This is a genomic window from Inquilinus limosus DSM 16000, from assembly GCF_000423185.1.
GTDB lineage: Bacteria > Pseudomonadota > Alphaproteobacteria > DSM-16000 > Inquilinaceae > Inquilinus > Inquilinus limosus.
In genome coordinates this window covers 202587-216160 of the sequence record NZ_AUHM01000009.1, presented here as the reverse complement: position 1 = coordinate 216160, position 13574 = coordinate 202587, and the positions used below count along the sequence as shown (strand labels likewise).

At 69.9% G+C, this 13574-nt stretch carries 11 protein-coding genes; 9 read left to right on the top strand and 2 right to left on the bottom strand.

Translation table 11 applies throughout. From position 1 onward, the window contains the following. Positions 1 to 375: 375 nt before the first annotated feature. The 3 genes from dksA (at position 376) to G537_RS0112015 (ending at position 4429) form a co-directional block, all read left to right on the top strand. Positions 376 to 795 carry an RNA polymerase-binding protein DksA gene (dksA, locus tag G537_RS0112025; protein WP_026870331.1) on the top strand — a complete coding sequence of 140 codons (420 nt, stop codon included), beginning with the start codon at positions 376 to 378 and terminating at the stop codon, positions 793 to 795. Positions 796 to 923: 128 nt separating this feature from the next. Further along, positions 924 to 1643 (top strand): hypothetical protein, encoded by a 720-nt coding sequence (locus G537_RS0112020; protein ID WP_026870330.1) that lies wholly within the window; start codon positions 924 to 926, stop codon positions 1641 to 1643. 203 nt (positions 1644 to 1846) lie between these two features. Then, a complete protein-coding gene (locus G537_RS0112015) occupies positions 1847 to 4429 on the top strand; it encodes a beta strand repeat-containing protein (protein ID WP_026870329.1) in 2583 nt (860 codons plus the stop codon). A gap of 50 nt (positions 4430 to 4479) precedes the next feature. On the opposite strand, the gene G537_RS0112010 is transcribed toward G537_RS0112015, so the two are convergent. After that, positions 4480 to 5346, bottom strand: coding sequence for an AraC family transcriptional regulator (locus tag G537_RS0112010; protein WP_026870328.1), 867 nt, complete (start codon positions 5344 to 5346; stop codon positions 4480 to 4482). Between the two features lie 169 nt (positions 5347 to 5515). Here G537_RS0112010 and recA point away from each other — a divergent pair, with 169 nt between their 5' ends. The 6 genes from recA (at position 5516) to G537_RS0111980 (ending at position 12816) form a co-directional block, all read left to right on the top strand. Next, the gene (gene recA / locus G537_RS0112005) at positions 5516 to 6592 is read left to right on the top strand and encodes a recombinase RecA (protein ID WP_026870327.1); all 1077 of its coding nucleotides are present in this window, start codon (positions 5516 to 5518) and stop codon (positions 6590 to 6592) included. 99 nt (positions 6593 to 6691) lie between these two features. Next, positions 6692 to 8038: a glutamate--tRNA ligase gene (gene gltX, locus G537_RS0112000; RefSeq protein WP_026870326.1), complete on the top strand. Its 1347-nt coding sequence runs from the start codon at positions 6692 to 6694 to the stop codon at positions 8036 to 8038. 82 nt (positions 8039 to 8120) lie between these two features. Beyond that, entirely contained in the window at positions 8121 to 8945 is an 825-nt protein-coding gene (locus G537_RS0111995; protein WP_026870325.1) for an NYN domain-containing protein, read from the top strand. Positions 8946 to 9051: 106 nt separating this feature from the next. Next, positions 9052 to 10440, top strand: a complete 1389-nt coding sequence (gene cysS, locus G537_RS0111990) for a cysteine--tRNA ligase (protein ID WP_026870324.1) — start codon at positions 9052 to 9054, stop codon at positions 10438 to 10440. 4 nt (positions 10441 to 10444) lie between these two features. Then, positions 10445 to 12040 carry a citramalate synthase gene (gene cimA / locus G537_RS0111985; RefSeq protein ID WP_026870323.1) on the top strand — a complete coding sequence of 532 codons (1596 nt, stop codon included), beginning with the start codon at positions 10445 to 10447 and terminating at the stop codon, positions 12038 to 12040. Continuing rightward, positions 12040 to 12816 (top strand): RNA methyltransferase, encoded by a 777-nt coding sequence (locus tag G537_RS0111980; protein WP_026870322.1) that lies wholly within the window; start codon positions 12040 to 12042, stop codon positions 12814 to 12816. The genes cimA and G537_RS0111980 overlap by 1 nt, the downstream gene beginning before the upstream one ends. Here G537_RS0111980 and G537_RS0111975 read toward each other — a convergent pair whose 3' ends face one another. Continuing rightward, entirely contained in the window at positions 12817 to 13464 is a 648-nt protein-coding gene (locus G537_RS0111975) for an alpha/beta hydrolase family protein (RefSeq protein WP_026870321.1), read from the bottom strand. Between the last annotated feature and the right edge of the window lie 110 nt (positions 13465 to 13574).

Here is a 13574-nt window from a genome sequence, read left to right as displayed (position 1 = left end):
TGGCGCTTCACCGCGACGGCGGGGTGATCTCTGGCGCTGGCGCGGCGTTCTTCGCTCCGCGCATGGCCGGTCCGAGTCTCGCCACACTCTGATCCCCTTGCGTTCCCGCCCCGTCCGGCGTTATCAGGGCGCCGCATGCCGCACTGTGCCGATCGGCCCCCTGCCGGGGCGCGTTGCGGCGCCCCGATGCCGCGAAGCGAAGCGGCCTCCGGGGGCGACGGGTCTTGTGTGTTCGTTAAAAGCCAACAAAAACAGCGAGTTGCAAAACTCGATCCTTGCATCGTTTCGATTGTTTCCGATCCTGCGTCTCCCTATACTCCGCGCCGCTCAGGCTCGGAAGAAGGCCGGCACGTCAGACAGTGAGTGGTTGTTGCGATGACAGCGATGCTTCTGCCCCCGGATTATCGGCCGTCGGATGATGAAGACTTCATGAATCCGATGATGCTGGAATATTTCCGGCGCAAGCTTCTGAAGTGGCGGGCCGACCTCCTCGCCGAATCCAATGCGACCCTGAACAGCCTGCAGGACGGCGGCATCCAGGAGCCCGATCTGACCGACCGGGCCTCCGCCGAGACCGACCGCTCGCTCGAGCTCAGGACCCGCGATCGCGAGCGCAAGCTCCTCTCCAAGATCGACGCGGCGATGCGCCGGATCGAGGACGGCACCTACGGGTTCTGCGAGGAGACGGGCGAGCCGATCGGCGTCAAGCGGTTGGAGGCCCGGCCGACCGCGACGCTGAGCCTCGAGGCGCAGGAGCGCCACGAACGGCTGGAGCGGACCCACCGCGACGATTGACCGATACGGCGCCGAAAGGCGCCGTTCTCGTCTTTACTTCTTTTTGGGCAAGACGCCGTTCTCGTCTCCGCCACGCCGTCCGCTCGTGCTAGGGTGGCGCCGAGGGGCTTTCAGATCGAGGTTATTCGATGCTTCGTGGCGCTGCGCTTTTCGCCGCCGTTCTCGCCGTCTCGGGCTGCGGGATCGATCCGGTGACGCCGAAGGAGACCCGTGTCGACTATGCGGGCTTCATCAACAGTGCGGATCAGGCCGCCATCTACGCCAATGCGCAATGCGCCCAGCTCAACCGGCTGGCCGTGTTCAAGGCCGAGGACGTGGTCGACGGCCGCAAGGGCGCGACCTTCCAGTGCCTGCCGGTGCCGAACTGCTATCCGGCTGAAGCGGCGGCGCCGGGACAGCCGGTTCCGCTGACGCCGGCGGCCCAGGGTGCGGCCCCCGCTGTCGCAGCCCAGCCGGGGCAGCCCTACACCGTTCCGCCCGCCGCGGCGGCCCGGCTGCCGGGCCCGATCGTGGCCATGGCCCCGGTGTCCTCGGCGCGCGACCGCCGCGCCGCGCGGCGCGCGGCCGAAGGCCCCTCCGTCGAGGCGCAGTCGGACGACACCTACATCCCCTTCGCCGCCGTTCCGGTGGCGGCTGGCGAGCAGCCGCAGCGCGTGCCGTCCTTCGAGGTGATCGGCGTGCCGACCGGCCCGAATCCGGTCTCGGCGGAAGCCCCGGGCCCGCAGCCCGAAGGCTCCTATGCAACCGCCGCCGCCCCGAGCTGGAAGCGGGCGGTGACCTGCAAACCCAACGCCTCGTTGCCTTTGGCCGTGAACCGGCTGCCGACCGGCGATTACTATCCGTTCTGATCGGCCGCCTCTACGATCTCCATTCGCACCTGCCCGGAGGGGAACGCCCCCCGGCAGGTGCGAGTGCAACAGGCTCTTGCGCTAATCTTCCTCTTACCCCAAGCTTCCTGTCCTATGCTGGAGCGGACCGTCGCGGCGGAATCTGCCGTGTTCCTGATAATTTTCCGAAAATCATTGTCTTCTGACCATTAAGGGGGTGCAGCATGGTGGCGGGAACGAAACTCAACGATGTGCTGACCGGTGACGCTGGCGACAATCGGCTGGATGGCTTGGACGGTGACGACCGACTGTCCGGACTCGGCGGCGATGACCTGCTGATCGGCGGCGCCGGCGCCGATATCCTGGATGGCGGCGATGGTTTTGATCTCGCCTCCTACTACACCTCCGCGGCAGGTGTGACCGTAAACCTCGCCGGCCACACGGCCGCAGGGGGCGAGGCGCAAGGTGATACGCTGACCGGGATCGAGGATCTCGAAGGCAGCGACTGGAACGACACGCTGACCGGCGATGGCGGTGAGAACTGGCTGTATGGCCTGGACGGCAACGACCGGCTTTCGGGCGGTGGCGGCGACGACCTGTTGAATGGTGGCGCCGGTGCCGACATCCTCGACGGTGGCGGCGGCGTCAACGCCGTGTCCTATGCCGGCTCGACCGCGGGCGTCTACGTCAACCTGACCAGCGGCAAGGGCGCCTATGGCGGCGCGGACGGCGACACGCTGATCCGCATCAGCGATCTGATCGGGTCGGATTTCGCCGACACGATGCGCGGCGACGCTGGGGACAACTGGATGGCCGGGGGGGCCGGTGCGGACACGCTGGTGGGCGACGGCGGTAACGATACACTCCGCGGCGGTGCAGGGGCGGACACGCTCGATGGCGGGGCCGGCTACAACGCGGCCTCCTATGTCGGGTCTTCGGCGGGTGTCGCGGTCAATCTCGTCACGGGAGCGGCCGAAGGCGGGGATGCGCAGGGCGACCGGCTGTACCAGATCTCGGATCTGATCGGGTCGGACTTCGACGATCTGCTGGGCGGCGACGCCGAGGACAACTCGCTCTACGGGAATGGCGGCGCCGACAAGTTGTGGGGCAACGGCGGCGACGACTTCCTCGACGGCGGCGCCGGGGCGGACACGCTCTACGGCGGGGCCGGCTACAACGCGGCCTCTTACAAGTGGTCTTCGGCGGGTGTCGCGGTCAACCTCGCCACGGGAGCGGCCGAAGGCGGGGACGCACAGGGCGACCGTCTGTACCAGATCTCTGAGTTGATCGGGTCGGACTTCAACGATCTGCTCGGCGGCGACGCCGGCGGCAACTCGCTCTATGGCGAAGATGGCGCCGACAGGCTATGGGGCAATGGCGGAGACGATTTGCTGAACGGCGGCGCCGGGGCGGATTGGCTTTATGGCGGGGCCGGGAACAATGCGGCCTCCTATGCCTGGTCCTCGGCTGGAGTCGCGGTCAACCTCGCCACGGGGGCCGCCGAAGGCGGGGATGCGCAGGGCGACCGGCTGGACCAGATCTCGGACCTGATCGGGTCGGACTTCAACGATCTGCTCGGCGGCGACGCCGGCGGTAACGCGCTCTACGGCGATGCCGGCGCCGACAAGCTGTGGGGCAATGGCGGTGACGACCTGCTGAACGGAGGCGCCGGAGCGGACTCGCTCTATGGCGGGGACGGCAACAACGCGGCTTCCTATACGTGGTCTTTGGCCGGGGTCTCGGTCAACCTCGCCACGGGGGCGGCCGCGGGTGGGGATGCGCAGGGCGACCAACTGTACCAGATCTCGGACCTGATCGGGTCGGACTTCAACGATTTGCTCGGCGGCGACGCCGGCAGCAACGCGCTTTATGGGGAGGGCGGCGTCGACAAGCTGTGGGGCAATGGTGGCGACGACTTTCTCAACGGCGGCGCCGGGGCGGACTGGCTCTATGGCGGGGCCGGCAACAACATGGCCTCCTATGCCGGGTCCTCGGTTGGGGTTACGGTCGACCTCACCACGGGGGCGGCCGCAGGTGGGGATGCGCAGGGCGACCGGCTGTATCAGATCTCGGACCTGTTCGGGTCGGACTTCAACGATCTGCTCGTCGGCGATGCCGGCAGCAACGCGCTCTATGGCTCTGGCGGCGCCGACAGGCTGAGGGGCAATGGCGGTGACGACATCCTCAACGGCGGCGCCGGGGCGGACTCGCTCTCCGGCGGGGCCGGCTACAACGCGGCCTCGTATGCCGGGTCCTCAGCTGGGGTCTCGGTCGACCTCGCCACAGGGGCCGCCGCGGGCGGGGATGCGCAGGGCGACCGGCTGAACCAGATCTCGGACCTGTTCGGGTCGGACTTCACCGATCTGCTCGGCGGCGATGCCGGCAGCAACGCGCTCTACGGCGCTGGCGGCGCCGACACGCTGTGGGGTAATGGCGGCGACGACTTCCTCGATGGCGGTGCCGGGGCGGACTCGCTCTATGGCGGGGCCGGCCGGGATCTGTTCCTGTTCGAAGCCGCTGCGGATAGCGGCGCCACGGCCGGTACCCGTGACCGGATCATGGATTTCACCCGCGGCAGCGACCGGATCGACCTGTCCGAGGTCGATGCCAACGCCAATGCAGGGGGCAATCAGACATTCAGTTTCATTGGGGGTGATGCCTTCACCGGTGTGGCGGGTCAACTCAGGGTTTTCGCCGAGGGTGGGGCCTTGATCGTCGCCGGAGACCTCAACGGCGATCGGATGGCCGATTTCACGGTCGCGGTCAGCGGCGCGACATCGCTCACGGCCGGCGATTTCGTGCTTTAGAAGGGGCCGGACCGAGCCTCCGGCCCGGCCGTGATTCGGGAGGGCTGTGGTCAGCCGCGCCCCTCCGGGATCGCCCGGATCGGCAGGTGGATGTCGGTGACCAGCTCCGCCGCCGGGGTGCTGCGCGGGTCGTTGAGGTACTCCTCGAAGATCGGCGCCTCGGCCGGTTCGGCGCCGCTGGTCGGCAGCCAGGTGCGGTACAGCCAGGCGTAGGACCGCTCCAGCTCGGCATAGGGACCGATGTGGCGCAGCACCGCATGCGGCCCGCCGGCGACGGTCAGAGTGGTGACTTCGCCTTCTCCCGCGATGCCCTCCGGCACTTCCAGGCAGGCGTCGGAGCGCAGGGCATCGGGCGGCACCGCGGCCGGGTCGTCGTGATAGATGCCGAGGTTGCGCGCGCCGGGGCGCAGCAGCTGGCGGGCGCGGGCCCAGGCCATCAGGCGGTCGAAGGCGCGGCCGATCTCCATGTAAGGGCCGGTGTGGCGGATGGCGGCGGCCCGGATCGGCGCCAGGGTGCGGTAGGTCACGTCGGGCATGACGGCTTCTCCTTCGGGTGAATCGAAGGGGAACGACCGGCGCGTGCCGCGGTAGGCGCCCGGCGGCTGGCCGTAGCGCTCCGCGAAGGCGCGGCTGAAGGCGGCGGCGCTGCCGTATCCCGCCCGGCGGGCAATGCGCGCCACCGAGGTCTCGCTGTCCAGCAGCGTGCCGGCGGCGCGGTGCAGGCGCAGCCGGCACACCGTCTCGGCCACCGTTTCGCCCAGCAGGTACCGGTAGGCCCGGTGGAAGTGGTGGGGCGAGAAGCAGGCTACATCCGCCAGCCGCTCCAGATCGATCGGATCGTCGAGATGGGCGGCGATGTGGTCGATCACCCGCTGGATGCGGGCGAGGTGGCGGTCGAGCGTGGCGTCCTTCGGCATCGATTCGTTCTCCCGGCCCTGGTGTTTAGCTCGAAGCCGATTGATCCTGCTTGCGAAGTGCGGCCGCGGAAGGGCCGTGGAACTGCCGCTCTTGCCTGATGTGAACAAAACGTGTACAAGAGCTGCATTGACGCGGCGTATGGCGCCATGCAACTGGAAAGGACAGGTGATGTCGATCCCGACTCTCCGTGTTGTGGATAAAGCCCCGATGGACAAGACCAAGGCGCTGGAAGCCGCCCTGACCCAGATCGAACGGGCCTTCGGCAAGGGCTCGGTGATGAAGCTCGGGGCCCGGCCCCAGATCGAGGCGGAGGTGATCTCGACCGGATCGCTCGGCCTCGACATCGCGCTCGGCATCGGCGGCCTGCCGAAGGGCCGGATCGTCGAGATCTACGGGCCGGAAAGCTCCGGCAAGACCACGTTGGCGCTGCATGCGGTGGCTGAGGCGCAGAAGGTCGGCGGCACTTGCGCCTATGTCGATGCCGAGCACGCGCTCGACCCGACCTATGCCCGCAAGCTCGGCGTCAACATCGACGAGCTGCTGATCTCCCAGCCCGATGCCGGCGAGCAGGCGCTGGAGATCACCGACACGCTGGTCCGCTCCGGCGCGATCGACGTGGTGGTGGTCGATTCTGTGGCGGCGCTGGTGCCGCGGGCCGAGCTCGAGGGCGAGATGGGCGACAACCAGCCCGGCCTGCAGGCTCGGCTGATGAGCCAGGCGATGCGCAAGCTCACCGGCTCGATCGCGCGGTCCAACTGTCTCGTCATCTTCATCAACCAGATCCGCCTGAAGATCGGCGTGATGTTCGGCAATCCGGAGACGACGACGGGCGGCAACGCGCTGAAGTTCTATTCCTCGATCCGGCTCGACATCCGCCGCATCGGCGCGATCAAGGACCGCGAGACCGTCACCGGCAACCAGACCCGGGTCAAGGTGGTGAAGAACAAGATGGCGCCTCCGTTCCGCGCCGTCGAATTCGACATCATGTATGGCGAGGGCGTGTCGAAGACCGGCGAACTGCTCGACCTCGGCGTCCAGGCCGGGGTGGTGGAGAAATCGGGCGCCTGGTTCTCCTATGACGGCCAGCGCATCGGCCAGGGCCGCGAGAACGCCAAGCTGTTCCTGCGCGACAACCCCGAGACGGCGAAGGCGGTCGAGGCCAAGATCCGGGCCAATGCCGGCCTCGTCTCCGACCGCATGATGACCGCCGGCGGATCGGAGAGCGGCGACGGCGGCGACGAGTGATCGCCGCCGGCACCTGATCCGAAACGCCGCCCGAGATAGAAAGGCCCGGAGTCCCGGGCCTTTTCCGTTGCCGGGCGGATCGTGCTATGTCCCCCGGCCATGACCGACCCGATCGTCACCCGCTTCGCCCCCAGCCCGACCGGCCTGCTGCATGTCGGCAACGTCCGCACCGCGCTGGTCTGCTGGCTCGCCGCCCGCGCCTCGGGCGGCCGCTTCCTGCTGCGGCTCGACGACACCGACACCGAGCGGGGCAGCGCCGAGTTCGCCGCGGCGATCGAGCAGGATCTGCGCTGGCTCGGCCTCGACTGGGACGGCTTCGCCCGCCAGTCCGACCGCACCGACCGCTATCGGGACGCGCTCGACCGGCTGAAGGCGGCCGGCCGGCTCTATCCCTGCTACGAGACGGCGGAGGAACTGGAGCTCAAGCGCAAGAGCCTCTTGGCCCGCGGCCTGCCGCCGCTCTACGACCGCGCCGCGCTGGCCCTGACCGAGGCCGACCGGGCCCGGCTCGAGGCCGAAGGGCACCAACCGCATTGGCGCTTCAAGATGGCGGATGCGCCGATCGAATGGGACGACAAGGTCCGCGGCCGGGTCCATTTCAACGGCCGCGACATCTCCGACCCGGTGCTGGTGCGCGAGGACGGGCGGCCGCTCTACCATATCGGCTCGGTGGTCGACGACATCGATATGGGCGTCACCCTGGTGGTGCGCGGCGAGGACCATGTCGCCAACACCGCCATGCACATCCAGCTCGCCGAGGCGCTGGGGGCCGCGCCGCCGGCCTATGCCCACACCTCGCTGATCGCCGATGCCGAGGGTCACGGCCTGTCCAAGCGCCTGGGCAGCCTGTCGCTGTGCAGCCTGCGGGAGCAGGGGATCGAGCCGATGGCGGTGACCAGCCTGCTGGCGAAGCTCGGCACCTCCGACCCGATCGAGCCGCGGCTCTCGCTCGACCAGCTCGTCGCCGAATTCGACTTCGCCAAGTTCTCCCGCACCATCCCGCGCTTCGATCCGGCCGAGCTCGAGCGGCTCAATAGCCGCATCCTGCACGAGACACCCTTCGCCGCGGTGCGCGGCCGGTTGGCGGCGCTCGGCCTCGGCGCCGTCGACGAGGCCGCCTGGGCGGTGCTGCGCCCGAACCTGCAGCGGCTCGAGGACACGGCCGACTGGTGGCGGGTCGTCACCGGGCCGGTCACGCCGGTCGTCGCCGACGCGGCGCTGCTGTCCGCCGCGGCCGAACTGCTGCCGTCCGAGCCCTGGGGCGACGCCACCTGGGGCGAATGGACCGCGGCGGTGCGCGAGCGCACCGGGGTCAAGGGCAAGCCGCTGTTCCTGACCCTGCGACTGGCCCTGACCGGCCGGGACCACGGCCCGGAGCTGCGCGGCCTCTTGCCGCTGATCGGGCGGGAGCGGGCGCTGGCCCGGCTCTCCGGCCGTGTGGCGTGAGCGCCCCACCATCCTAAAACTTGGCTAAAACTTGTCCTTGCCCCCCTTGGCGCCGACCCGCGGTCGGGAGTAAGAAGCCGGAATGACCGACGAGACTCTGCCTGTTCAGGACACCCCGGTGCTGCCGGTGGCCGCAGTCTTCCTCGATGTCGCGTCCCTGCCCGGCGCCGCGTCCGCTGATGATGGGCCGGAGGACCTCACCCGCATCCTCGGTGCGCTCGGCACCGTCTGCCGCCCCGCCCGCCGCATCGCCTATGCCGACTGGGCGGCGCTGTCGGACCTGCGCAGCGTGGCTCATCGCCACGGCTTCGACCAGGTGCAGACCACCGAGACCGAGCCGGGCCGCGACGCGGCCTCGCTGCGCCTCGTGGTCGACGCCATGGAACTGGGGCTGCTGGAACGCGGCATCGACACCGTGGTGCTGGTGACGGGCAGCGCGGCCCTCCTGCCGCTGGTCCGCAGCCTGCGCCGCCACGGCAAGCAGGTGATCGCCATCGGCCCCGGCAGCCGCATGGATCCGGTGTTCCAGTCGGAATGCGACCGTTTCGTCGATTCCGCCGCGCTCGGTCGTCCGGCGCCGGCGCGGGTCGAGGTCCGCCCGGCTGCGGCGACGCCGGCCGGCCGTGCGGCCGCCCCGACGCTTCGCCCGGAGCCTGCACCCGTCCAGGCGCGTCCGGCGGAGCCGGCGCCGCGCCTGCGCGTCGGGACCCCGGCTGAACCGGCCCGCGCCGGCCGGCTGGGCCCGGCGGTGGCGGAGCCGCCGCGGCCCTCGACGGCGGCCCGCGCCCATCGCCCGTCTCTGACGGCGCAGCTCGAGGAGCCTGACGGCGCCCCCGCCGGGCCGCCGCTGATGGCCGGCACCCCGGTGGTGCCGCAGCGCAAGGGCTGGTTCGGCAAGCGCCGCTGAGCGGGCAGCCCTGCGGCCTCAAGCCTTGGACGGCGTGGTCCCGATCTGGTAATCGTCGCGGTCCGACCGAACCGGCCCGACCGGGCCCGACCCCAGGATTGCGACCGTGACGCTGACCCTGCACAACACGCTCACCCGGACGAAGGAGGCCTTCGTCCCGATCGAACCGAGCCATGTGCGGATGTATGTCTGCGGCCCGACGGTCTACGACTATGCCCATATCGGCAACGCCCGGCCGATCGTTGTCTTCGACGTGCTGTACCGGCTGCTGCGGTCGCTGTATCCGCGGGTGACCTATGTCCGCAACATCACCGATGTCGAGGACAAGATCATCGAGCGGGCGAACGCCAATGGCGAGCCGATCGAGAACCTGACCCGGCGCACCACCCAGGCCTTCCTCGAGGACATGGCGGCGCTGGGGGCGCTGATCCCGGACGTCCAGCCTCGGGCGACCGAGCACATCCCGCAGATGCTGGAGATGATCGGCACGCTGGTGGACAAGGGCCATGCCTATGCCGCCGACGGCCACGTCCTGTTCAACGTGCCGTCGATGCCGGATTACGGCCAGCTCTCGCGCCGCAACCGCGACGAGCTGATCGACGGCGCCCGGGTCGAGGTCGCGCCCTACAAGCGGGACCCGGCCGATTTCGTGCTGTGGAAGCCGTCGACCGACGACCAGCCGGGCTGGGACAGCCCCTGGGGCCGCGGCCGGCCGGGCTGGCACATCGAGTGCTCCGCCATGGCCGCGAGCCATCTCGGCGAGGAGTTCGACATCCATGCCGGCGGCGTCGACCTGATCTTCCCGCATCACGAGAACGAGATCGCGCAGAGCCGCTGCGCCCACGGCACGCCGATGATGGCGCGCTACTGGCTGCACAACGGCTTCGTCATGGCCGAAGGCGAGAAGATGTCGAAGTCGCTCGGCAATTTCTACACGCCGCACGACCTGCTGGAGGAGTTCCCGGGCGAGGCGCTGCGCTACACGCTGCTGTCCGGCCACTACCGCCAGCCCTTCGACTTCACCAAGGACGGGGTGCGGCAGGCCCGGGCGGCGCTGGACCGGCTGTACGGCGCGCTGCGCTCGGTCGAGGCGATCGAGGCCGTCGAGCCGCCGGAGGACGCGCTGCACGTGGTGCGGAGCGCGCTGGAGGACGACCTCAACACGCCGCAGGCCCTGGCCGCCCTGCACGACTTGGCCGGCGCCCTGAACAAGGCGGGCGATCCGGGGGTGCAGGCGCGCCTCAAGGGCGAGCTGCTGGCCGGCGGCGCGCTGCTCGGCCTCCTGGAGCGGTCGCCGGAGGACTGGTTCCGCTGGCGGCCGAAGACGGCGGCGGGGCTGAGCGACGCCGAGATCGAGGCGCTGGTGGCCGAGCGCCGGGCGGCGCGGGCGGCGAAGAACTTCGCCGAGGCCGACCGCATCCGTGATCAGCTCACGGCCGCCGGCATCGCGCTGGAGGACAAGCCGGACCGCACCCTGTGGCGCCGGGTGGGGTGAGGCGATGAACGAACGGATCTGGCTGTTCGACACCACGCTGCGCGACGGGGCGCAGACCCAGGGCGTCGACTTCTCGGTGGCAGACAAGATCGCCATCGCCAAGAAGCTCGACGCCCTCGGCATCGACTATGTCGAGGGCGGCTGGCCGGGCGCCAACCCGACGGACGATGCGCTGTTCCGCGATCCGCCGAAGCTAGCCCAGGCCCGCTTCACCGCCTTCGGCATGACCCGGCGGCCGGGGCGCAGCGCCGCCAACGACCCCGGCCTGTCGGCGCTGGTCAACAGCGACGTGCCGGCGATCTCGCTCGTCGGCAAGACCTGGGACTTCCATGTCGACGTCGCGCTCGGCATCCCGCGCGAGGAGAATCTCGAGCTGATCCGCGACAGCGTCGCCGAGGTTGTCGGCCGCGGCCGCGAGGTCGGCTTCGACTGCGAGCATTTCTTCGACGGCTGGAAGGCCAATCCGGACTATGCCCTGGCCTGCGCCAAAGCGGCGTTCGAGGCCGGGGCGCGCTGGGTGGTTCTGTGCGACACCAATGGCGGCGCCCTGCCGCACGAGGTGAGCGAGATCGTCGCCGCCGTCGCCCGGCACATCCCGGGCGACCGCCTCGGCATCCACGCCCATGACGACACCGGCAACGCCGTCGCCAACTCGCTGGCGGCGGTGCGGGCCGGGGTGCGCCAGGTCCAAGGCACGCTGAACGGCCTGGGCGAGCGCTGCGGCAACGCCAATCTGATCACCCTGATCCCGACCCTGATGCTGAAGATGGGCTTCGAGACGGGGGTGACCGAGGCCGGCCTGGCCTCGCTGACCGATCTCAGCCACTGGTTCGACGAGCGGCTGAACCGCGCGCCGCTCTCGAGCGCACCCTATGTCGGCGGCCGCGCCTTCGCCCACAAGGGCGGGCTGCACGTCTCCGCCATCGCCAAGGATCCGCGCTCCTACGAGCATGTGGCGCCGGAGCGGGTGGGCAACCGCCGTCACCTCGTCGTCTCCGACCAGGCCGGGCGGGCGAACATCCTGGCGCGGCTGGCCGAGATCGGCGTCGCCATCGACCCGAAGGACCGCAATGTCGAGCGGCTGGTCGATCTGGTGAAGCAGCGCGAGTTCGAGGGCTATTCCTACGACACCGCCGCCGCCAGCTTCGAGCTGCTGGCCCGGCGCATGCTGGGCCAGGTGCCGGCCTTCTTCGCCATGGACCGCTTCACCGTGGTCGATGAGCGGCGCTTCAACGCCCGCGGCGAGGTGGTGCAGGAATCCGAAGCCACGGTGCTGGTCCGCGTCGGGGCCAGGACCCTGCACGAGGTCTCCTTCGGCAACGGCCCGGTCAATGCGCTCGACAACGCTATGCGCAAGGCGCTGGAGCCGATCTATCCCGGTCTGAAGCCGCTGCGGCTGGTCGACTTCAAGGTCCGCATCCTGCGGTCGAACGAAGGCACCGGCGCCATGCCGCGCGTGATGATCGAGACCGAGGATGCCGACGGCACGCGCTGGTCGACGATCGGCGTGTCGACTAACGTCATCGACGCCTCATTCGAGGCGCTGGGCGACAGCTTCACCTACAAGCTGCTGCGCTCCGGCGTCGACGCGCTGCACTGATGGCCGGCACCGATCAGACACGGGATCCGCGGCTGGGCGGCCCGGCGATCATCCTGATCGAGCCGCAGATGGGCGAGAACATCGGCACTGCGGCGCGGGCGATGCTGAATTGCGGCCTGACCGATCTGCGCCTGGTGCGGCCGCGCGACGGCTGGCCCAACCCGAAGGCGGTGCCGACCGCCTCCGGCGCCGATGCCGTGCTCGACAATGTCCGGGTGTTCGAGCGCACCGAGGATGCGATCGCCGATCTCGGCGCCGTCTACGCCACCACGGCGCGGCTGCGCGACCAGCTCAAGCCGGTGGTGACGCCGCGCCGGGCGGCGGTGGAGATGCGGGCCCACCACGCCGCCGGCACCGGCTGCGGCATCCTGTTCGGGCCGGAGCGCACCGGTATGACCAATGACGACGTCGCTCTGGCCGACGCCGTGCTCAACGTGCCGCTGAACCCCGCCTTCTCCTCGCTCAACCTGGCCCAGGCGGTGCTGCTCGTGTCCTACGAATGGTTCACCGCCGGCGACGCGACGCCGGAGCGGCGCCTGGACTACGAGGAGGAGGCGCCGCCGGCGAGCAAGGAGCAGCTGGTCAACCTGTTCGAGCATCTGGAGCAGGCGCTGGACGCCGGCAACTTCTTCCGGGTGCCGGAGAAGAAGCCCAGCATGCAGCGCAACATCCGCGCCTTCCTGCAGCGCGCCCGGCTTTCGGAGCAGGAGGTGCGGACGCTGCACGGCATGATCGTCGCCCTGTCCGGGCGGCGGAAGGGACCGGGCGGGGAATAGTCACCCGGCCAGCCGCGTGATCCGGTCCGCCCAGGCCGCCACCGTCCCGGCGACCGTCCGCAGATGGTCGGCGGCGGTGAAGCCGGAGACGCTCTTGCGCGGCTTCAGGTCGTGGTCGCCGTCCTCCAGCCACAGCAGCTCGATCCGGTCGGACAAGGCGTAGCCGGCGACCTCGTCGCGGGTGCCGAACTCGTCGCGCGTGCCCTGGCAGATCAGTGTCGGTGCCTTCAGCCCGGCGAGATGCGCGGTGCGCAGCTGCGCCGGCTTGCCCGGCGGATGGAACGGATAGCCCAGGCACAGCAGCCCGGCGATGCGGCCTTCCGCGTGCAGCTCGTCCGCGATCATGGAGGCGACGCGCCCGCCCATCGACTTGCCGCCGATGATCAGCGGCCCCGCGATGCCGAGGGCCTCGACCGCGGCCCGGTATTCCGGGATCACGCTCTCGGCGCGCGGCGGCGGCTTGCGCTGGCCGTCGCGCCGGGCCGCCATATAGGCGAATTCGAACCGCGCCACCCGGAACCCGGCCTGTCCCAGCGCCTGCGCGGCCCCGGTCATCGAGGCCGAATCCATCGGCGCGCCGGCGCCATGGGCCAGCAGGATGGTGGTGCGGGCATCCTCCGGCCCGTCGAAGAGAAACCGCAATGTCATCGTCGGAGCCTAGCATGCCCGCGGAATACGCTGTCGCATTGAACAGCGAAGCGGCTGCGGCGATCATTCGGAGACCACGCCTATGGCAGACCGGTGGCCGCTTGGGGGAC